This window comes from Paenibacillus suaedae (assembly GCF_032337355.1).
In the GTDB taxonomy this organism is placed as follows: Bacteria; Bacillota; Bacilli; order Paenibacillales; family Paenibacillaceae; genus Paenibacillus_B; species Paenibacillus_B suaedae.
Genome location: NZ_JAVYAA010000005.1, coordinates 267190 through 289128, shown reverse-complemented (window position 1 = coordinate 289128; position 21939 = coordinate 267190). Strand labels below are relative to the sequence as shown.

The following is a 21939-nucleotide window of genomic DNA, read 5'->3' as shown; positions in this document are numbered from 1 at the left end:
AGATTGATATGTGGTTCTCCCCCTAAATAATAAAACAAGCCCATGCACCAGAAACACCGTGCTGGGCTTGTTTTGTGTTGTTTACGATGTAATTAACGAATATACTGCTCAATTCCATCTAGTATCCTTGCGAGACCATAATCAAGTTCGAAACAATAGGAGCTGTCATCTTCATCATCATCCTCAGCTGAATAAGCACCCGCAAGTACAACAGGCCACAAATAGGGGAAACGTTCTGAAGTAACTTGATGCTTCGTGTACCATTCCTAATGAAAGCCATGTTTAAGGCTGTCACGAAAATGATTGTAAAGGCGGCTAACGGAATTGAGCTAACGAATTATAAATGGTGAGGAAACAATGCCTACAAGGCAGGTGCCGTTACCAGGTCAGATGTCCCGACATAGGAATAAGCAGATGAGTATAGCTTACTCCATGGACGAGGATGGTGGACATTCGATGGCAAAGCAGAAGAAAAAAGGGGCAACCCGATTAACGGGAAGGATTGTGCGGCCGGGGAACCCTTCATATCATAAAGCAAGAATGGAGTACAACAGGCGTTTTTCCAAGTTTCCGCGGGTTATCGTCTTCTGCAGACGAACGCAGGATGTGATTAACGCAGTCAAGTGGGCTCGCGAGCGGGGGGTACGGCTGAGGGCGCGCAGCGGGCGCCACAGCTATGAGGGCTTTTCGTCTGTCAATGGCGGGATTATTATCGATGTGAGCGAGATGAATAAGGTTCAGGTGGATCGCAAGAGGATGGTGGCCCATGTGCAGACGGGCAATCCGCTTGCCCGAGTGTACAGGAAGCTGTGGGATAAGCGTGTGGCCCTTCCGGCGGGGACTGCACCCGATGTGGGCATTGCTGGGCTTGCCTCGGGAGGCGGAATTGGACTTCTGTCGCGCAAATATGGACTTACCTGCGATAACTTGAAACAAGTAAAGATGGTTGTCGCATCAGGTCGGTATGGGGCGAAGACAATCGTAGCAAATAAGAAGAAACATTCTGATTTATTGTGGGCATCACGAGGTGGTGGAGGAGGGAACTTTGGCATAGCTACAAGGTTTACATTTCGGGTACGCCCTATTCAGTCCGTCTCCATCTACAGCATAACCTGGAAGTGGCGCCATTTAGAGAGGGTACTCCCGGCTTGGCAGCGCTGGGCGCCTTCTGTCACGAACCGTTTAACCTCAACGATTGAGGTGGCTGCGAAGCAGGTAGGGACGATCGTGTCTACTGGACAGTTGCTGGGCAGCAAAGAGGAATTACGCCGTTTAATCAGACCTTTGCTCAAAGCAGGGACTCCGGTGAAGGTCATGGTGCGAACCGTGCCATTTATCGAGGCAACCAAGTTTTTTGCCAAGGGGGATCTGAATTTGGAGCCGAAGTTTAAAATAACTGGGGCTTACGGGTTCCATCCTTTGCCTCCCGAGGGGATTCGGATTATTCGGAAATTCCTGTCTCAAGCACCTAACCGGCATTCTACTGTATGGTCTCAAAGCTTAGGTGGTGCAGGAAGCGCAGTGAGCCGAGTATCACCAACAGCAACAGCCTATCCCCATCGGAAGGCGGAGACGATCTATGAGCTATCTGCGCGATGGAGGAACAATAGCGAGCAGCAGCGGAATATTCAGTGGGTGAAAAGATTTCGAAAAGCATTACGTCCCTTCGTTGTAGGGGATTATGTGAATTTTCCTGATTTGCAAATAAAAAACTGGCCCAAGGCTTACTATGGTGTGAACTTTCCTAGACTGAAGCAGGTAAAACGCAAGTATGATCCCCATAATGTGTTTCGCTTTGCCCAAAGTATTCCGGTGGGGAAGAAGCCTCGCCGTTAGGGAGAGACTCTCTGGGATTTCCCCCATACCACGAATCAGGAAAAACACCCTCAAGGGAATGCTCCTATGTCGTAAGATAGGGGGATACCCATGGAGGTGTTTTTTTATTAAACTGAACCGTACCGCATGTATCGTCGGCGATTCCTTTTGTTAGAGAGCTTAGTTTCCATGGTTCTCGGACCCTCTGGAGGACATATCAAAATCTACATCTTCAATAAATTCGATAACCTCCCCATTGGGACTGTGAATGAGAGCGTTTCTGACTACAAGTGGCGGTTCGCCAAGGGACAGACTCGCCGGTTCTATAAATGGCTTGGCTCCATATGCGAGTGCTCTCTGGTACATATCCTCAACATCTTGGACATAGAAGGCGAGATGTAATAATGCCCCATGAGCTACCTCATCATCAGAATGTGCTCTCTTTCCTTGAGCAGGAATGACCGCGTCGTTATCAAAGACCTCAATACAAGTTCTTTGGTCAGGTGAAATCAGCATGGAGGCTTCTTTAATTTGAAAGGAGGGCAGACTCCAGTGATGGCCGTTCTTGAACCCTAATACTTCCGTATAGAACGCAATGGTTGCTTGATAATTTTTGGCTTGGATTGCCACATGGGCAAGACCTTGTATACTCATTTATAAGCCTCCTCATTAGAGATGGTTCTAATTATAGGGGGATGAATTCGAGAAATGAATGCGAAAAGTGAGGAACATGTAGTAGAATGCATGTGAATATAAGGTTATGCAGGCTGAGGAGTTTATTTTATTAAAATCTCGTATTTGAGGTGTGCATCGTATGGAAAATGGGTTCGATGATATTGATCAAAAGATCATGCAATTACTTCAGCGGAATGCGCGAATGTCGATTTCCCAGATCAGCAAAGAAGTGTCCATGTCTCAACCATCCGTAAAAGAAAGAATGATTAAGCTGGAAGAAAAAAATATCATTTCCGGATATACGGCTGAATTTAATTTGCGGAATTTGAACAGAGGGACGACCACGTTTATTCTGTTAAAAACGGAACAGTGCCAAGAAGTCGTTGATTTTTGTGAAAATGCCAAGGAAGTGACGGATTTATATCGCATTAGCGGAGAATACAATTATCTGATCAAGGTACAAACGGCATCCATCGAGGAGCTTGCCCAGTTTCAAGATGATCTTGCAAAAATCGGAGTTTCAAAATCCCATATTAGTATGAAAAACATTCTAGAGAACAGGGTGTTGCTCTGAACAGAGGAGAGTACGGACATCAGGAGGCCTACTTGAAATGGAGGAACGAAACACATACCGAACAAGCCAGTTATCAGATATCCTTGGAGTGACTAGGGATGCCCTTAGATACTATGAGGAACAAGGGATTGTGAATCCGAGGCACAATGAATCCAATCACTATAGGCAATATGACTATTATGATATCTATACCTTGATGGTGGCTGACTTTTATAAAAAGAGAAATCTATCGATAAAAGAAGTAAAAAGGCTGCAGGTAGGCAGCGAAATCGAAGAGCTTGGAGCTATACTGGGGGATAAAGCCAGCGAATTAGAAGAAACGATACGGCTGAAAGCACACATGCTTCAAAAAATAAAGGAAACCCAACAATTCTGTGAGGATATCAAACAACATCTCAACCAATATTCTATTAGGGAATTCCCCGCTTGTGAAGTAATGGGGGAGATATCTGATTTCACAGCCTTTCAGGAGTATCCAGTTATATTGGAGCATATGGACTCAATGAAGGACGATATTCTCAGTAAAATTATGAGGCAGTTTACGTTTGATGAAACGGGATTCCTGGATACGAAGATGTACATTGTGGAGAAGCTTGAAGCGAAGCCAACAGAAGAAGGATGCTATTTGGAGTTCCCCACATGCATCTACACGATTGTGGAGGATGGCAGGTTCCAAAACGGGAGCGGGGATATTAAGCATCAGGTTTTTGAACATACGTTAGCATGGGGACGGGAACAGGGGCTTGCACCCAAAGGAGTCGCTTTTGTGATTACCCGTCTGATCACGTATTTGGATAACATGGAGCGCGTATTTTTAGAAATTTATATTCCTGTCGAGGGAAAATAGGGACTTTATGATCGATCTATTGACCTGGGTGTAACACCATAGTTTATATTTGGAAACCAGTGGAGCATGAGCGCGCAAATTGTTCTATTGGTTTTTTGTTTTATAAACTAGTTACAGGCGGGGATTAATATGAATGGCATACTAAAAAGATATATTCTATGGACCTATGGCATATTCTATGTGTTTCTTCTTCTCATCGGGTTATCCATGTTGGTTATCAAATCTCAACCATTAGCCGAAGTGTTAAAAGTGCTATCAGCTTGGACAGCTACCTTTGTGTTCATCGCGATGTTTCGTAAAATCAAGCCTCAAGAAAACCTGATGGATTTTATAAAGGGTCAATTTCGTGCAAGGATACGCCTATCAACGGTACTGAGCGTTGTTTTGCTCCAATTATTTGTTTTAATAGGGAGTCTCTCTGTAGTAACTGCAGTTTGGAATGTGCCCATACGCGAGCAATTAGCTGATTCCTGGACGACACTGCTTCTCGTATTTGGCTATAATCTGATTCTGGGGCCACTAGGGGAAGAGCTCGGGTGGAGTGCATTTGTACTCGATGAATTGCAAAAACGATTCAGTCCGTTAAAATCAGCTATTATAGTTGGAGTCACATGGGGATTCTGGCATGCTCCGTTATGGCTGATGACAGGCTATTCAGGAATGAATTTAGTGCTGTATATTGTCTGCTTCTTGGTCTCCATCATCTCTGTATCGATCATCATAACGGTATTTTATAATTTGAATCACAATCTGATTATCCCTATTCTCATTCATCAGCTTTTTAATTACTTTATGGGGATTCAATTGGGAGATCCATTGCGTATTATTGTCGTTACGGCCCCATTCTATTTGATCGTGGCTGTAGGTTTGGTTGTATTGAATGATAGAAAGTGCTTGTACAAATTTCATCAATCCAAGTGATCACGACCTTGGCCTTTCCACTGGTGTTGAAGTATGGTGAACCCTTTTATAATAAATGGTAAAGTGAAATGGAGATGACCTTTTCTACGAGGTGGGAGAAGCATGAAGGAATTATTGGTTAAATACATGACCAAATACACAGCCCTTACTGAAGAGGAACAGCGGGCTGTTCTCGAAGATATTCATGTAGAGGAATATAAAAAAGGAACAGTGCTCCTTAGACAAGGAGATGTCCCTACGAATTGCTATTTTGTATTACAGGGATGTGTAAGGCAATACTTGATTCATGAATCGGGCAAAGAGGTTACGATCAACTTCTATACCGAGGAGCAAGCCATCACCAGCATCAATGCTCACAGACAAGATAAGTCGTCCGAATATACCTTTACCTGTCTGGAAGATACCGTGTTAGTTGTTGGCGAGCTGGCTGTTGAAAAGGACATGTTTCGAAAATATGGTCAATTGGAATCCTTAACGCGCCAGATGGTGGAAGAAAAGTTTGGCCAAGTCCAAGATGAATATGCTGCGTTTATCGCCTCGACGCCGAAAGAGCGCTTCAAGGCATTGCTGCGAAATCGGCCCGGACTAATCGATCGTGTGCCGCAGCACCAGCTGGCGAGTTATCTTGGCATTACGCCAGAGTCTTTAAGCAGAATCAAGAAGCGGGTACATCAAGACAAGGAATAATCAATAGTCAGGCTGCAATAGGGGTCTTTCCGTCCTTTCCACCTTTGAACAGCATCCATAAGCCTAAGCCTAAGCCTAATTCGCCGGCGATCATGGGTATCGTAAATACGTAAGTAAGAATGGTTTTGATCCCCTCATATTGAGGGAAGAACACGTTGCATAAGTGGACGAGCATGTAGCCTGTACCGGCAAGCAGCAGCAAGATACTGATGATTTTCGGTATACTGGCTGATTTCAGGGTTACGTAACCGACAATCAACAGATGCCCGCCAAAAATAATTAGCCCAATCGACCAGATGGCGTCAAAAGCTCGTACATACAACATCGCCTGTGTCTGAAGCTGATCGGAGATTGCTGAATGATCTGCACTGCCCGTGAGCAGCAGCACGAATAGTAAGTTTAGAATAGCAATCCCTAGTATCGCTGTATAGATGAGTCGGAACCATGCGCCGAGCAAGGAAAGCCCTTGATGGATAGGCTTTAGAACCATATAGAAAGCCCAAGCAACCACGATATCGGCAATGAGGATCATCAGCCAGCCCAAGATTTCAGCCTTGAATAGTGTGGTCGATGACATGATGTTATGAAAGGTGGCGCTGGCATCTCCTTGTACCACAAGGCTGGCATGGACATAGCCGTACGAGAAAAAGGAAGCTAGCGTCATAATGATCAGCGCTATGCCAGCAGTCAGGGCAGCTGTACGCTGATCGGTTCGTTGTATGTGTGTCGTAACCATCATCAAATCCCTCCAGGTGTTCGTTATGAATCTTATTGTAAGCAGAGGATGATGATGGAGCATTGACTTAAATCAAGAAAAATGAAAAGTAGCTATAGATCGTTTAAGCGCCTAAGCCAAGGAAAGAAGCCTTCGGCTTAGGCGCTTTATGTTCCTTCCCCGCACTAATCCACCACAGGGTTTGGGCTGCTCATGGAAAGCATGAAAGAAACGATCATAGAATGTTGTTCGATCGCTACTAATTGGATGTTGTAGCAAATTCGATTCAGATTGATCGGATTCCTTCAAATGCGTTGATCACCAATTGTTGCACATAGGGCTCGTCCAACGCTTCGCCTGTTACAAGCAAGCGATAGAAAATTGGACCATAAATGAGATCAATGCATATACCAATGTCGAGATTTTGTTTCAATTCTCCGCGTTGAACCCCTTTCTCCAAAATACCCCTTGCTTCAAGTCGACGGGGACGGAAAAACCGAGATCGATAGGCCTCCGCCAACCCTGAATCAAACTGACCTTCGCCTAATAACTCCGTAATGATGATACCCTCCCGACTTGTCAAAAACCGGGTTAAATTTGTAGCGTGAATTTGAATATCTTGAAATGTCGAACCCGTATCAGGCACTGGCAATCTGGTCGTAGCGGCGTACAGGAAACCATCCATTACCACGGCAGCCTTGTTAGGCCACCATTTATAAATCGTGGCCTTGCTAACCTGGGCACGATCGGCAATTTTATCGACGGTTACGGCTTGAAAGCCATTTTCCAACAATAATTCGTAAGATGCGGAAAGGATAGACTTTTGCGCTTCTACATTACGCGGCCGGCCTCTTTTTCCATTCATCTAATCATCACCTTTCATCCATACATATCTTCTCCGAGATAAATAAACTATACGTTCAGTATACCAATTATGAATAAAAAATAAAGTTGAGGCTGCCTATTTACAAAACTAAACGTTCAGTATATTATTTGATTATCGAATTTATAAACTATACGTTCAGTATTTAAAAGAGGAAGAGGAGGAGCCTATAATGACTGCTTCAAAAAAACAAACAATCGAGAGAAATATTCCGACATGGTTAACCGTACTCCTAGCTACCGCATGCGGTATCATTGTAGCCAATCTTTACTATGCGCAGCCCTTAGTTGGAGTAATTAGTTCTTCAATCGGGTTGTCTGCAAGCAGTTCCGGCTTTATTGTAACGTTAACGCAGATTGGTTACGTAGTCGGGTTGCTATTTGTCGTACCTATGGGGGATATTGTTGAAAATAAAAGGCTGATTGTCATATCGTTGCTTCTTACAGCGGTTGCCCTTGGAATTACGGCATTGTCAAAGCAAGCTTTCCCGTTTTTAGCAGCTTCGTTTGTAATCGGTGTAGGATCAGTCGCAGCACAAGTGCTCGTACCTTTTGCGTCATACCTTGCATCCGAATCTTCACGCGGCCGTGTTGTCGGCAATGTCATGAGCGGACTGTTGCTTGGGATCATGCTCGCACGCCCTGTGTCTAGCCTGGTAGCTGACTTCTTTGGCTGGCATGCCGTATTCGCTTTGTCCGCTGCAGCTATTCTTATTTTGGCGATCGTACTGTCGAAGGTGTTGCCTACAAGAAAGCCTTCGTTAGACACTTCCTATACAGCTCTGCTTGGTTCGATGTGGCATTTGCTGCGAACAACCCCGATCTTACGCCGTCGGGCTGCATATCATGCATGTGTGTTTGCGACGTTTAGCTTATTTTGGACAACAGTTCCATTACTTCTATCAAGCCCGATCTTTGGTTTTTCTCAGAAAGAAATCGCATTGTTCGCGCTTGTTGGAGTTGCGGGTGCAGTAGCAGCGCCTGTGGCTGGACGGTTGGCTGACCGCGGCTGGACTAGACCCGCAACAGGGATTGCACTCGTTACGGTCATCATTTCTGTTCTGTTGCCGCTTATAATTCGTACGGGTTCACCTATCGGAGTAGCCGTTCTCGTCATTTCAGCCATATTATTGGATGCCGGTGTATCCGCAAATCTGGTGCTTGGACAACGCGTGCTCTTCTCGTTGAATCCGGAAATTCGTAGTCGATTGAATGGGCTTTTCATGGCTATTTTCTTCTTTGGAGGTGCTATCGGATCCGCAATTGGAGGGTGGATATACGCTACGGGAGGATGGAGTGCCGCGTTATGGATCGGAATGGCTTTCCCAATCGCTGCAATACTTTATTTTGCTACAGAGAAGAAGTAAGGGGGCAATGACTCATTCGATCAGTGAGGGGAGGGGAATCTGTCCCATAAAAAATCCCCTTTCCGTTCACTCGTTTGCTCAGGGTGTCCTGACTCACGTTAAGTGTGCGTAAAGGGGATTTTGATTCATATCTATGCTTTTATTTTATTGGCAGAAATACGTTCCGTAATTTCGGTAACATTTTGCAGACCAAAGTCCAAATTTTTAGCCATATACTTCTCGAAAAAGCTTGGGTCAATTCCCGTCAAATGATGAAAGAAGGATACTTCAACCTTCCAGTCGTGTTCGATCATATGTCCAATATCCATAATTCCCTTCTTTGAAGCAAAATCAATGATTGTTTTGATTTTCATTGGCTTCTGGATCGGAATGGTATCATCAAGCGGCTCCATTTTCAAATAACCTTTGCGGTGCAATGCCGCGTAGAAATTCCGATGTTCTTTGGCCTCAATGATTCCAAGGTTTGCGGCTCTATAGCCTAACACTTGAAGGGATGTTTTCCATTTCTTCTTTAAATCTACATAGCCATCTGGATTGGTAGGACGGGAGATATCCTTCATATCCAGTGTGAATTGTTCTTCCGGCAATAACAAAGCTCCGGCAAACATGTTCGCTTCATTCTTAATATTTTTGTGCTCTTTTCGATCTAAGTTAGCGAACTCAAGCTGGTAATGGAGCAGAAGATGCCCGAGTTCATGAGCAAGATCAAAGTTTCTTCTAGAAGCTGATTGCTTCATATTTCCTAACATAATATAGGAGCGGTCATTTCGAGTCCACAGGCTATAAGCATCGATTTCCTCGCCAATGGCCTTCTCGAACACGAACACGCCGCTTTTCTCGATTTGGAACAAGAGATCATCATTATTGGATGTCGATAAATCGAGCCGTTTCCTCGCTAAATGAGCAACACGGTTGATTTGGGCAGTTCTATCGTCATCTGTATGCTTTACATACTCCATCACTTCGTCCCGAAGTTTGATGATTTTGAGGGTCGGATGGCTTACATTAGCCGTTATATAGTTTACAAAAGAATCTAAATACTCGAGATGCATGGCTTCCGCCTGTGTCTTAGAGATGACATTCAACACCTTGGAACGATAAGCGATATTCATGACGTCGACATTCGCAGGTGACCTATATTTTGCAAGTATGTCTTTCGAATAAAAGTATTTGCTTTTTACGTTAAAGATTCGCTTCAATTCATTCACGATCTGCATTTTCGGTGTCGTATACGCGTTCTCGTACTGCCAGACTGCTTGTTCGGTAACCCCTAACATGTCGGAGAGTTGTTTGCGCGAATATCCGTGCATGATTCGTAAATTGGCCAGATTTTCGCCAATGAACATGCCTGTCCCTCCTTTTTACTTATCGTTATTCCAAACGACGTTTCCCGTCTTATTGAACGATACTTCTTATGAACAACTTTATAAGGAAATACTCAACAGTAAGTATGAAAATCGAGAAAAAACTAGCAATAAAATAGAAAACTACTATATGAAAGCTCTTGCGATAGTACAAATGACTTACGGTAGCAATTATAAACATTGTGGTAAAGGCTATTGATAGTGAGTTAAATAATATTTTTAAAAATCGAAATATTTTATTGATTTCGTAATTCATTAAAATAAAATCTAGTAGTGCAAATGCAGCGAACCCGCTAAAAGCAATACTTAGCAAAGTCAATTGAATTCGAAGATTGTAGTTATCAGCAAACTGTCGGAGTACAATTGGTAATTTTGTGATTTTCGATGTAACGGATTTGGAAAATTCAGCAACTATCTTCGCTGCCAACAAAATACGACTGGAAACAGTACTAGTAAAACGTTGCCCCCAGGAACTATTAATTGGCTCATTAGTTAATAATGAGTTGTAATAAGTAACAAAGCCATTGTTACTTCTGATAAGCAACTCATAGCTTTCTCCACCGTAGTAGACAGATTTTTTAAGATGAATTATTACATCTTTTATGTTTTCATTACTATGAAGATGTAAAGCGGTTAAATAGTTATTTCTAGCTTTTTGCTGCAGGGCTGTTTCTTTCCGATCCAGCAGAAGTAATCCTATGAATGAACCTATGATATAGGGTATTAAAGTCACGTTAATAAACTTATCAAACAGCTCTTTAAACGTATGGTTATTTGTTTGATTGAGCAATTCCTCAATACCTATTGAATGAAAACTTTTAATAGATGAATTAATACCGTTTATCACATCTTGTGACACAAATAATAGCAATAGTATCAAGGCATTAAATATGTAATTCACAAAAGTGAGAGCATTTTTTGAGCGTTTCAACAAATATGGTGGTGTAATAAAGATAATAAGAACCTGAATTAAAACTGAAATTAGTAAGTTCCATATAAAATATGTCCTATCCGACGCAATGAAAATCAGCCCTATCCCTATTTTAATGAGGTTATCAATAATATCCTGAATCTCCGAAACAGCAAATAAAGGTGCGCCTGTTTTGAGAGACTTTAAGGATAGAGTAAATAGTGAAGCAATGAATAATAGCAGTACCATTAAAGAAATTAATAGAATCATAAGACCAAAAAACGTTGAAGCAAATATCATTAATAGTGGACTGACTTTAGAATGACTTAATACAAGTATTATGATGAAGGAAAACGAAATCAGGAAGATAAAGGGTATAACATCTTTATTAACGAGTATAGATGGGCGATATGCTAACACTTCTACCTCATATAATAATGTAATTACTAATAAAAAACATCCAACCAACAATTTAATGACATTGTGTAAAATACTTTTCCTGTGGTTCAAATCATAAGAGAAAGAGTTGATATAAAAATGCACTAATTCCTCCAATCCCTTTATCGACTTAAAAACTCTCCAACACAATACAAACATCGCATATATCGAGTAGCTTATAGATACGATCATTAGTAAATTGAAAATCAGGTATTTATGAGTCAATAGGATTAACATAAGATTTATGAAATTAAAAAATATAAATCCATAGAAAGATAAAATTTTTTCATGAAACCACTTTAAAATAATTACCACTCCAATTAACCATATTGTTCGTGTAAATTTTTTGTTGTGAATCGCGACATATTAGCAAGTAATACATAATTTTAAACATTTTATATGCCTCAAAAAAATAATTGGCGTTGGTCTCTACCAACGCCAGTTTCGCTTTATATGTACTATTTGAACAAGCGTTAGTCAAATTGGTAATCGATTAGCAAGGAGCCAATCATTAAGTGCTTTTAAAAATAGATATTCTTCTTCTGAGACACTATAGTTTGAGTTATTATTATTAGCGATGGTGGCTAATTTAGTAATCCATTCTGTTTTAGCTGTTTTTCCACCTGGTAGCTTTTTTTCTTCTGGACGAGTATAGGATGCTTCAAATAATTCCGTCCAGTTGGGGCCAAATATTGCTATATCTCTACAGTGTAAAATTGTAACACAGTCCCAAATAGAAACGGACTTATTCACACCATTTATACTGTTATCATAATTTTGTTTTCCCATTACATTATTAGCTTGCTTATATACCTTTGGTGGTAGACCAGCAGTAAGCCATCTTTCTCCATACTTGCTTTTTAATTTTGACTCAAAGTCTTGTTTGATTAAATTTTCAAGATCGTGGATCATTTCAAACGAAGTAACATTGTATTGTTTGGTATTATCTTTTATCCATTGATGTAATCCAAAAGGTTGGAAATCTATCCTGTGTTCTGAAATGATTTTTTGAAAAGTTCTCCAAACTTTTGTCCTCCCCCCACTTCCGTAATTCGTTCTGATTTCTTTTCGACTTTCTTCAGAAATTGTGCTAAAAAAGTTTACTAGAGGGGCGAGATAATATTGGATTTCTTTGGCGACATCATTAGGATTATCGACTTTTGGATTTATTTTGTTTGAAGTAAATAAATGGTTTACAATATCATTAAATATCTTAATAAGGCCATATATACTATTATTAATTGTTAGTATCCCCTGGTCACTTTCTCCTTTGTTCCATTCTTCTGATAAGTTTTCCTTAATATAGTTGAAACATGCAGTAATAAAAGGGAAGAGAATTTTACTAGTTGCTTCGTTGTTTCCCTTATCAAATGTTCCATCCACATCGATAATATTTCCTTTGCTATATCTGCTAAGGAAATCTGTAGATTTTAGAGATTTCTCAATAGTATCAATTGTAATACAGCAAGTAGAGCTGATTTCATTTTCCCCTATTATGATACGTCCAAAGAGAGGTGATGATTGTATTTCACCCAACTTTTGGGCAACATATAATCGTAGGGCCTTCCTTTGTTTATTCCAATCGTCAGACGACCATAAGAGATCAGCATTAAGTGTGTTTTGGAGGTTCTTGGATACTGACTTTTGGTTTTCGTTAATTTCCATAAATAACTCTACTTGTTTTTCCTGGGCAAGGTTTACAAATGCGACCACAGGAATGGAGTTTGTACCTGCATATTTTGAATTTGCATATCCGTATAACCGATGTTGTCCATCAATAATATATGCAGAGCGATACAATTGTGGAAGATGCAATATACCAATTCGTGAAATTGACTTTTCAGCTTGTGGTGAAGCAATATCAAATTTCAGTTTCTTTCCTTTTGTATCAATATTAATAATAAGAGAATTCGGGAAAAATCCACCACAATCAACAAATTTTTGAATCTCTTTTAGTCTGCTCTTTTTTACAATTCTCTGGTAAGTAGGCATTATGTCATTATTAGCTTCATTTCTATGAAGAACATAAGCGACTTTTAATAACTTTTCAGGTTCTATTGAAAATGAATAATATGTAAATCCGCCCATCTTGCCTTCAATAGCCGGAATTTTGTTCTCCATACCATTTATTTTTTGCCCTTCAAAAAGATTACCAAGGAGTTGGAACCGTGCGCAATCTCCCAAGTGCTTTGATAATTCGGTAAAGTATCTGATGGCATACTCATCAAAATGGTGAATTCCTAACTCCTTCATTCTTACCCGGTCACTATCCGTAACTTCGTAATTTTTTGTAGCTAATATATACTTCATTTTTCTGTTGTGAAAAATCTTTCTAGCCTCAGAAAAAAGTCCATTACGTATTCCATTTATCGATTCTATTTCTTTCTTAAAATCGCCCTTTTTGCCTATATGAGAGCACTTACATTCTATAAATAGAATAGTCTCTTCGTCTGCTGCAAATACATCTATTTGTTTTGTGGTGGCTGTCCCTGGGGTACCATAAGGAATTTCAAGGTGTCGATCTTTATTCATATAAGAGAATCCTAAAGTGGAAAATAGAGTCCAAACCTCATCTTCGAACCGTTCATCTAAAGGTTTAATCTTCTTCATGCGGACTGAATTTTTCAGGTTTTTATCAAATTCCCATCCTTCGCTTTCTCTTTTTTCCTGAAGTTCAGGCTCAAATTTTTCAAAATAATATATCTGACTTCGTTTTCTTCTTAATCCAGTGATTTCTTTATCAGAAACTAACTTTTCCATAAAGCTCATCGGTTTGCCCCTCCCGGAATATTTGTGAAAATATATTCAGAAACTATTCCTCTTTTTGCTTTATCTCCTCCGATTAAATTTGCTCGGCTAAGTTCTAATCTTGTGTCTCCCTTTTCAAAAAGTTCCAAAATTGTTTGATGAGCTGCATTTGTTAAGATATAATAAGCGCCTTGTGACTTTATATAATCAATATACTGGCTTAGGCGCTTCTGGTCATCTAAAGAGAACAACTTTTGGTTATACTTTATAAAGCCATTATTGTTGTGTGAGACAGTATAAGGTGGATCTAAAAATACTAAGTCTCCTTCAGTAATGTTTTGATTGTTACATGTAAAGTCTCCACAGGAGATAATTGCATTTTGTAGAGATTTGCTAGCAGCGATTAACTTATCTTCCTCAAGGAAGTCCTTTTTACGAAATCCAAAGGGAACATTATATTCACCACGCTGATTAACACGATAAAGACCATTAAACGAAGTCTGGTTTAGAAAAATAAATCGGGCAGCTTGATCAAATTGGTCTTTTGGAACGTGACTTCGAATTATGTAATAAAAATCTTCAGTATTTTCATATGTTTTTAACGAATTAATAATAGCAAATGGATTTTCTTTTACTGATTTATATGTAACAATAAGTTCCTTGTTAAGATCTGATAAATATGATCTACCTTCAGGAGAGATTGTGAAAAAAATAGAGCCGCCTCCCAAAAATGGTTCATGATAGTTATTAAATCTCGAGTCACCAATTATCATGTTGAGATATTTTATTAGCCACGTTTTTCCACCTGCCCATCGAAGGAAAGGTTTGGTTGTGTTAAATTCAGGAAATCTAGCCATCATCATACTCCAAGTTAAATAGATTCTGTCTTGCCTTTTCTTGCACAATTTCCACTTTTCACTCGTGCATCCGCGGGTTTATCAGTGTTTTTTGGTATTGCCCAAGCCTTTCCAAACCGAGTAGCACCAATTATTCGTCCTTGTGCACATAATGTTTGTACTCTTCTAGGACTAATACCCCATTTTATAGAGGTTTCTGCAATTGAAATATAGTCCATTTGGTGTTCACTCCTAAAAGGTATAAAAATGACTCTACAGCGTCGTAGAGTCTAATAAAGCAATGATGATTGTCGATCATATGTAAACAGAAAAATAAATCAATGCAAATAAGTAGAAATATAGTTATTGCTGTATTTTTACAGTATTCCATTTAACGAATAATGTCAACAAACAAACAATAAATTATCAGGTATATTTACCTAATTTTATAGGTCTATGTTATGTAGTTACACGAACCATTATCTCTACTTCTAGAATTCAGATTAGTTATAGAACAAAATAAGATTAAGGCTTTTTCAATAAAACAAAACCCCTCCACCATTTTGGGCGGAGAGGGCCGGTTTAATAAGATGCTGTTGTTTTAATTCGTATAGTTATCGAAATACCCTTGGATAAAGATAATCGGTGTACCTTTATCTCCGCTGCCGGAAGTCAAATCGGACAGAGAGCCGATGAGATCGGTCAATCTGCGAGGAGTTGTGCCTTGCGCTTCCATCGCTCCGACGAGATCTGCACCTTTATTGGTAATGTATTCGGAGATCGCTTGCTTCAACTCTTCGCCTTTTAGATGAGCGAAATTATTATCGGCAAGGTATTTCAGTTTCACTTCATTCGGAGTACCGTCCAGTCCTGCTGTGTAGGCTGGCGATACAACGGGGTCAGCGAGCTCCCAAATCTTGCCCACAGGATCTTTAAATGCCCCATCCCCATAAATCATTACTTCAACCTGCTTGCCCGTTTTTTCCTTGAGCACGCGTTGGATGTTGTCCACGATAGGCTGGGAATTGCGCGGGAACAGCTTCACGATATTCTCTGTGGATTTGTTGGAGCCTAATAGGCCGTATGCTTCGTTGTATCCACTGCCTTCAATCGATGTAGTCATGATGTCATCGAGGCCGTATATACGTTCTCCACCATTGGCCTTCAAAATCTTCTTCGTTCTGAAACGCGTATGAATGTCGCAAGTCAGTACGTTTTTCGTGTACTCCAAGATTGTCTTTGGATGGTTGGAGAAAATAACTTCACATTCCACGCCGTACTCTTCGATCAACGATTTATAGTAGTCGATATAATCGACGCCAGTAAAGGTATGTTTGTTATAGCCGAACAGCTCGCGGTATTTCTGTTCTGTCAGCACGTCCGTCCAAGGATTGATGCCTTTTTCGTCGAGCAGGTCAAGATCCACCAAATGGTTGCCTACTTCATCCGATGGATAGCTGAGCATGAGCACAATTTTTTTAGCGCCCTTTGCAATACCACGAAGGCAGATCGCAAAGCGATTGCGGCTCAAGATCGGGAAAATGACTCCAACCGTCTCATCTCCGAATTTAGCACGTACATCCTGCGCAATATGATCAATAGTCACATAGTTGCCTTGCGCACGAGCAACGATGGATTCCGTAACCGTAACGATATCTTTATCTTGAATGCGGAAGCCTTCCGCCTCGGATGCTTTCAACACGCTATCTACAACGATTTCCTCGATGCTGTCCCCTTGATTAATAATAGGGCAGCGGAGGCCTCTAACGACTGTTCCAACCATTCTTTCCAATATAATCGCTCCTTAGGTCGCTTATAGTGAATACATGACTTGGCGTTCCTATTTGTACTATACACCCGTCTAATGATATAAGTGAAATTAATATATCGAATATTAGGTATAAGGAGTGCTTATGTAGTGAGTAAGTTAGATTTATATAAGGTATTTTGTACGGTTGCGAAACGTGAAAGCTTCTCTAAAGCGGCACAGGATATGTATATGACGCAGCCGGCTGTCAGCCAGGCGATCATGCAGCTGGAGCGGGAGTTGGATACGCGTCTATTCACGCGGACATCGAAGGGTGTATTTTTGACGAACGAAGGCCAACTTCTATTCGAGTATGCGAATTCGGCGATGAATCTAATTTATGTCGGCGAGGAAAAAATGCTGGAGTTAAAAAATTTAACGACAGGCGAGTTGAAAATAGGGGTTGGCGATACGATTTCGAGATACTTTTTGCTCCCCTATTTGGAGGAATTCCATAATCGGTATCCCAATATTAAGTTCAAGATTATTAACGGTACCACTCTTGAAATATGTGCGCTGATCAAGTCAGGCGGGGTGGATATTGGCATATGCAATTTTCCGCTGGAGGATCCTGCACTGGAGCTGAGACCGTGTGCGGATATTCAAGATATTTTTGTATATGGGGAGAAGTTCAAGCGTCTGTTAACTGGCCCAGTCAGCCTTGACACGATCGCGAAGCTGCCGCTCATTTTCCTTGAGTCGAAGTCCAATTCCAGAAAGTATGTTGAGGACTATATCTTGTCAAAAGGCATACAGATTTCGCCGGACTTTGAGCTGGGTTCACATCATTTGTTATTAGAGTTCGCTAAAATTAATTTAGGCGTCGCCTGTGTGACGAGGGAATTCTCCCAAGAGTATTTGGACAAGGGGATTTTGCAGGAGGTTCAATTGGTGGAGGAGATTCCGAAGAGAAGCATTGGCATATGTTTTTTGAAAAGTGTATCGTTGTCTCCCGCATCAACAAAGTTCGTTGAGATTATCGAAAGTAAGAGACTTTGATTATATGCGTCTATATGCGTCGAAATTGTTACAAAACTCCAAAATGAAGCTGCAATATGAGCGTAGATGAATGGAGGAGAGGCCTGTCCTATGGTAGACTTGTGTTATTAATATTTACCAATTACTAATGAGGCGAGGGGATAAGATGGGGTTTCTGAAGAAGGTATTCGGCGGCAAGAATGATGGGGAGAAAGCGAATGACGGCACTACAATTTACACATATGGCGAAAGTGCCAATGATGGTTATGAGCCTCCTGCACCAATGGAATACACGGAAGAAATCGTAGCCCATTTCGAAGAAGTATTTCCGGGGAGGAATAGCAGCGTCTTTCATGAACTTATATCTGATGTGGTACATATTGATGTCAATATTATGGAACCTACGGAAGAAGAGCCATTCTGGGTGTTGTATACGACCGGCATGAGTGATTTGCCGATGACGATTCCAGATGAGATACGAGCGGAAATGGATGGCAATTACGATCGGGCGGAAGTGATGATGTTCCTTCCGGCTTCGTGGGAGCTAAGCCAAGAGGCGTTTAAGGACGATAACAATTATTGGCCGATCCAGCTTATGAAGCAGATGGCTCGTTTTCCACATCTATATAACACGTGGCTGGGATATGGACATACGATTCCGAATTTTCAGGACTATGAGCCTTATGCCGATGGGACAGGCTTGAATGGGGTTGTACTTTATCAATTAACAGAGGAAGTAAGCGTCATTCCGACCAAGGATGGCAATCAAGTTCATACATATTTCCTGATCCCTCTGTACAAAGAGGAAATGGATTATAAGTTGGAGCACGGTATGGATGCCTTAATAGACAAATTATCAGAGTTGGAAGATGATTTGTTCGAGTTAAATCCGAAACGAATCAATACGTGCAAGTCATAATAAATAATTCTAGTTCTTGTCTAGAATCTAAAACGCCAGCTCTTTCACATCATTGAGAGAGCTGGCGACTTTTTTAGGTTAAGTACCTTCAATTTTGTATGACCAAATCGCGGCAGTCGTAATACTTTCACCCTGTTCGCGCGGTGTGAAGTATGTGAAGATGGATGCATCAGAGGTTGAGGCCACTCGGCTTTGAGCTTTTGACCTTCAGGCTATTGCGATCCTTCCTTCTAACTCATTGGCGAATTAGGGTCGCAGCTCTCCTGAAGATGTTAATTAGGAAAGGGGGCATCCAGGCTATCATATTCCTTCCTTCTATTGAATCTCCCATTGAAATTAGGGATATGGCTTTCCTGGAGTCTTTTTATGATGATGAATACCATCTATCTGCGAAGAGCGAACAAATTGATTGTGAACCAAGGGCAAGAAGATCATCGAATCTCTGCAGCCCATTTGGCTACGGCGTTGAAGAACATAGAGCAGCTTGGGTATACGTTTTCCAAGCCATTAATAAATGTTGTCCGTACTTTGTCCAGGGATCAGTTCACTGTATTCTATCAGGAACTGGTCACCGATCTTAAGGTAATGGTAGGTGCCCATGTGGCATACACACCGATGTATCCGGATTTCCCGGAGCAGGTGATGCAGGAAGATGACGTGGAGCTGTACCTGAATGCGATTTATCATTATGTGACCTTGGATGTGCCACGCTACGAGGCAGCAGATCGACCGCCACTGCTGGGTCAGATCGACCTGAAGGTTATTGACCTGGGCAGCAGAGCAGAATTCCATTGGATGATTCGCCAGCTTATTCAGGCTAAGGGATCCATTTCCGAGACAGATCAGAACGATATCGACGCCGCTATCGAAGATGCGGATGTAGATGAGTTGGGGGATATTCTTCCTGACGAGATTCCATTCAAGGAGAATGTCGGCTTCGTGGCAGGCTCCTTATTGAAGCATGACAAGGCGAGCCTGAATGTGATCCGGCCGTACTTCAAGACGGCTACCGATGTCCTGCGTCTCGCTGTCGCTTGGTCATCTGGCGACGTTAGTCTGGCTGAGCCTACGCGCTTCCGCAAGTTCAAACGGCCGGAGAGACGGCTGCTGCTTGGTCTGCTGGAACAATGCGGAGCGATTACCGAGGATATGCTGAGATATAAGCAGCGCTGGATTCGGTTAGGCGAGATTTTGCATCCATCGGAATATAAGCAGCAATTTGGGAGAAGTAAGGAAGCCTTTGATATATTGCGCAATAACAAGCCCTTTACGACTTATAACAGCAGTGTGGAGCTTGCTTTCCAATATCAGAATGTGTGGACGCTAATTGATCTGTTGACGAAGCGCCCAGGTGAGTTCGCGAGAAGACTGGATCACTTGCTGCGAATCACGGAACAAGCGGAGTACGTGGTATTGGCATTCGGCGAAATCGCGAATCAAGTGTCGACCCCTGTACTCATGCAAGTGAAGTCCCATTTTACCCATCGTAACGAGCCCAAGGAGCTTCGTACCTTCTTCCCGAAAGGGAATGTCGCCAAGGCTGCAGCGATTCCCAATACGCTCCCAGAGCTTGATACAGCTCTATGCCAAGATATTGTGCAGTTGTGCGAACAGACGCTTATAGAGCGGTTCTCGGCGCTTCCATCGCTCGGAAAGGTGTATGTCGATGAACGTATGAAGCGGTATAATGTCCCGTTCTCCCAGCGTTCGGCGAGTAAGGCGCTGCACACGATCGTTCGGGGAAGCCGCGTGCCGATGGAGGAAGGGGACACGGTTCGCTTCTTCACCTGGTGGAAGGAAGGTACGGTGAACAGCATTCCTACCGGCCGTGTGGATATCGATCTGTCCGCTGTCATGTACGATCACAATTGGCAGTATGTTGAGCATATCTCATACACGAATCTGCGATCCTCGAAGTACCGAGCTGTGCACAGCGGAGACATCGTGTCCGCTCCACAAGGAGCCTGTGAATTTATTGATCTGCACATTCCATCCATTGTGAATTATGGCGGTCGTTATATTGTCGCTTCGCTTCATTCCTTTACGATGCAGCCTTATTGCGAATTGCCGGAGTGCTTCGCAGGTTGGATGATGCGCAAGAAGCCGGGATCCGGCGAGATATTCGAGCCTGCGACGGTCGCCAATAAGATCGATGTAACGGCTGATACGAGGATTGCAATTCCTGTTATTTTGGATTTGGTAGAGCGAACTGTAATTTGGACCGATCTCTCGCTGACAAGACATCCAGACTACTGCAACAATGTAGAAGGGAATCAAAAAGGGATGGTCTTGATCGGCAAGGCGATGACGACTCTGCAAAAGCCGAATCTGTATGATCTGTTCATGCTCCATGCCCAAGCAAGAGGGGAAGTTGTTGCAACGGCAGATCAAGCGGGTACGATCTTCTCGGTAGACGAAGGAGTTACTCCTTACGATATCGAGCAGATTATGGCGGAATACCTTATATGAGTGCACATGCTTAGGCTCTATAGATGGCGGCGAGTCAGGACATCGGTTATCCAGTCTTGACTTGCCGCCCTTGTTTTTAATAGTGAGGCGATTTCGGCAGTCCATGCAATATATAGGTTATAAAAGGTCATGAAGCCCACCATATGCTGAACACAGCTTATGTGGGCTTCTGTATGTTTTTATTTGATTTCACTGTCAGGAGAAAATAAAGTATTAGACTAAGAAAATAAAATTGTAGCCTGGCGCTCGTTGACTAAGCTAACGGGCAGGATTGCTTAATCACTACACGAATACCTTAGATATGACGGATTTTACTATGTTTGCAAAAAAGACGTTATCTGGAAGAGAAGATGCGCAAACGCAATGATTATTTTTTGAAGGGGCGATTAAATTGAAGCAAGGGATAATCGTTTTTCTAAATGGAACCTCAAGTTCCGGAAAGACTTCCATAGCGACTGAACTATTAAACCAAAATGAAATCTCGTTTTATCATTTATCAATTGATGATTTTTTTAATGGATTGTTTCATAACTACATTGATTTCATTAACACCAAATATGCAGAAGATGCGCAAGGCCCAACCCATATCATTATTGAACCATTGATTACTTTGTTTTATTCAACAATTAAATTTATGTCGGTAATGGGGACGAATATCGTTGTAGATACAGTAAATGATACTGACGATCGATTTAATACATTTCTAGGTTTATTAATGGATCATCCTGTACTGCTTGTAGGAGTAACATGCTCGAAAGAGGAGCTTATTAGGAGAGAAAAACTAAGGGGAGATAGAGAGATTGGTTTAGCAATCTCTCAGTATGATAAAGTTTATTGCCTTAATGAGTATGACATTGAACTAAATACTGAAACCTTGAGTCCAGATGAATGCGCCAATTTGATATTAAATTTTATTAGATCAAATCGTGAATACTCTGCTTTTAAGAAGTTAAATAAAAGAAGTGTTGGTGTTTCATAAAAGCCGTA

The 21939-nt window shown here is 41.6% G+C and carries 19 protein-coding genes; 10 read left to right on the top strand and 9 right to left on the bottom strand.

What is annotated here, in order from left to right:
* The first annotated feature begins 414 nt into the window (after positions 1 to 414).
* A complete protein-coding gene (locus RQP50_RS20795) occupies positions 415 to 1836 on the top strand; it encodes an FAD-binding oxidoreductase (RefSeq protein WP_394358420.1) in 1422 nt (473 codons plus the stop codon).
* Between the two features lie 159 nt (positions 1837 to 1995).
* Here the strand turns inward: RQP50_RS20795 and RQP50_RS20790 are convergent, their stop codons facing one another.
* Positions 1996 to 2469 (bottom strand): VOC family protein, encoded by a 474-nt coding sequence (locus tag RQP50_RS20790; protein ID WP_315746601.1) that lies wholly within the window; start codon positions 2467 to 2469, stop codon positions 1996 to 1998.
* A 160-nt stretch (positions 2470 to 2629) separates the two neighbouring features.
* Between RQP50_RS20790 and RQP50_RS20785 the strand changes: the two genes are divergently transcribed.
* The 4 genes from RQP50_RS20785 to RQP50_RS20770 all read left to right on the top strand — a co-directional run bounded on the left by RQP50_RS20785 (position 2630) and on the right by RQP50_RS20770 (position 5519).
* Positions 2630 to 3064 carry an Lrp/AsnC family transcriptional regulator gene (locus RQP50_RS20785; RefSeq protein WP_315746600.1) on the top strand — a complete coding sequence of 145 codons (435 nt, stop codon included), beginning with the start codon at positions 2630 to 2632 and terminating at the stop codon, positions 3062 to 3064.
* Between the two features lie 37 nt (positions 3065 to 3101).
* Positions 3102 to 3911 carry a MerR family transcriptional regulator gene (locus tag RQP50_RS20780; RefSeq protein ID WP_315746599.1) on the top strand — a complete coding sequence of 270 codons (810 nt, stop codon included), beginning with the start codon at positions 3102 to 3104 and terminating at the stop codon, positions 3909 to 3911.
* A gap of 129 nt (positions 3912 to 4040) precedes the next feature.
* Positions 4041 to 4832: a CPBP family intramembrane glutamic endopeptidase gene (locus tag RQP50_RS20775; protein WP_315746597.1), complete on the top strand. Its 792-nt coding sequence runs from the start codon at positions 4041 to 4043 to the stop codon at positions 4830 to 4832.
* 102 nt (positions 4833 to 4934) lie between these two features.
* On the top strand, positions 4935 to 5519 hold the full coding sequence (locus RQP50_RS20770) for a Crp/Fnr family transcriptional regulator (protein ID WP_315746596.1): 585 nt from the start codon (positions 4935 to 4937) through the stop codon (positions 5517 to 5519).
* A 7-nt stretch (positions 5520 to 5526) separates the two neighbouring features.
* Here RQP50_RS20770 and RQP50_RS20765 read toward each other — a convergent pair whose 3' ends face one another.
* Positions 5527 to 6255 carry a DUF4386 domain-containing protein gene (locus tag RQP50_RS20765; RefSeq protein WP_315746676.1) on the bottom strand — a complete coding sequence of 243 codons (729 nt, stop codon included), beginning with the start codon at positions 6253 to 6255 and terminating at the stop codon, positions 5527 to 5529.
* A 265-nt stretch (positions 6256 to 6520) separates the two neighbouring features.
* On the bottom strand, positions 6521 to 7099 hold the full coding sequence (locus RQP50_RS20760; protein ID WP_315746595.1) for a TetR/AcrR family transcriptional regulator: 579 nt from the start codon (positions 7097 to 7099) through the stop codon (positions 6521 to 6523).
* A 190-nt stretch (positions 7100 to 7289) separates the two neighbouring features.
* Between RQP50_RS20760 and RQP50_RS20755 the strand changes: the two genes are divergently transcribed.
* Entirely contained in the window at positions 7290 to 8483 is a 1194-nt protein-coding gene (locus RQP50_RS20755) for an MFS transporter (RefSeq protein WP_315746594.1), read from the top strand.
* Positions 8484 to 8614: 131 nt separating this feature from the next.
* On the opposite strand, the gene RQP50_RS20750 is transcribed toward RQP50_RS20755, so the two are convergent.
* The 6 genes from RQP50_RS20750 to RQP50_RS20725 all read right to left on the bottom strand — a co-directional run bounded on the left by RQP50_RS20750 (position 8615) and on the right by RQP50_RS20725 (position 16571).
* The gene (locus RQP50_RS20750; protein ID WP_315746593.1) at positions 8615 to 9829 is read right to left on the bottom strand and encodes a spr1629 family repressor/antitoxin; all 1215 of its coding nucleotides are present in this window, start codon (positions 9827 to 9829) and stop codon (positions 8615 to 8617) included.
* Positions 9830 to 9878: 49 nt separating this feature from the next.
* Positions 9879 to 11177 (bottom strand): hypothetical protein, encoded by a 1299-nt coding sequence (locus RQP50_RS20745; RefSeq protein ID WP_315746592.1) that lies wholly within the window; start codon positions 11175 to 11177, stop codon positions 9879 to 9881.
* Between the two features lie 495 nt (positions 11178 to 11672).
* Complete coding sequence (locus RQP50_RS20740) at positions 11673 to 13964, bottom strand: DGQHR domain-containing protein (protein WP_072730979.1); 2292 nt, start codon at positions 13962 to 13964, stop codon at positions 11673 to 11675.
* Entirely contained in the window at positions 13961 to 14800 is an 840-nt protein-coding gene (locus tag RQP50_RS20735; protein ID WP_139295415.1) for a DNA adenine methylase, read from the bottom strand. The genes RQP50_RS20740 and RQP50_RS20735 overlap by 4 nt, the downstream gene beginning before the upstream one ends.
* A 14-nt stretch (positions 14801 to 14814) precedes the next feature.
* Positions 14815 to 15018: a DNA-binding protein gene (locus RQP50_RS20730; RefSeq protein ID WP_315746589.1), complete on the bottom strand. Its 204-nt coding sequence runs from the start codon at positions 15016 to 15018 to the stop codon at positions 14815 to 14817.
* A 362-nt stretch (positions 15019 to 15380) separates the two neighbouring features.
* On the bottom strand, positions 15381 to 16571 hold the full coding sequence (locus tag RQP50_RS20725; RefSeq protein WP_072730982.1) for a coenzyme F420-0:L-glutamate ligase: 1191 nt from the start codon (positions 16569 to 16571) through the stop codon (positions 15381 to 15383).
* A gap of 126 nt (positions 16572 to 16697) precedes the next feature.
* On the opposite strand from RQP50_RS20725, the gene RQP50_RS20720 reads away from it, so the two are divergent.
* The 4 genes from RQP50_RS20720 (at position 16698) to RQP50_RS20705 (ending at position 21931) form a co-directional block, all read left to right on the top strand.
* Positions 16698 to 17585, top strand: a complete 888-nt coding sequence (locus tag RQP50_RS20720) for a LysR family transcriptional regulator (protein WP_315746588.1) — start codon at positions 16698 to 16700, stop codon at positions 17583 to 17585.
* Between the two features lie 145 nt (positions 17586 to 17730).
* Positions 17731 to 18483 carry a suppressor of fused domain protein gene (locus RQP50_RS20715; RefSeq protein WP_072730983.1) on the top strand — a complete coding sequence of 251 codons (753 nt, stop codon included), beginning with the start codon at positions 17731 to 17733 and terminating at the stop codon, positions 18481 to 18483.
* Between the two features lie 366 nt (positions 18484 to 18849).
* Positions 18850 to 20952 (top strand): TerD family protein, encoded by a 2103-nt coding sequence (locus RQP50_RS20710; protein WP_315746587.1) that lies wholly within the window; start codon positions 18850 to 18852, stop codon positions 20950 to 20952.
* Positions 20953 to 21343: 391 nt separating this feature from the next.
* Complete coding sequence (locus RQP50_RS20705; protein WP_315746586.1) at positions 21344 to 21931, top strand: chloramphenicol phosphotransferase CPT family protein; 588 nt, start codon at positions 21344 to 21346, stop codon at positions 21929 to 21931.
* Positions 21932 to 21939 lie beyond the last annotated feature (8 nt).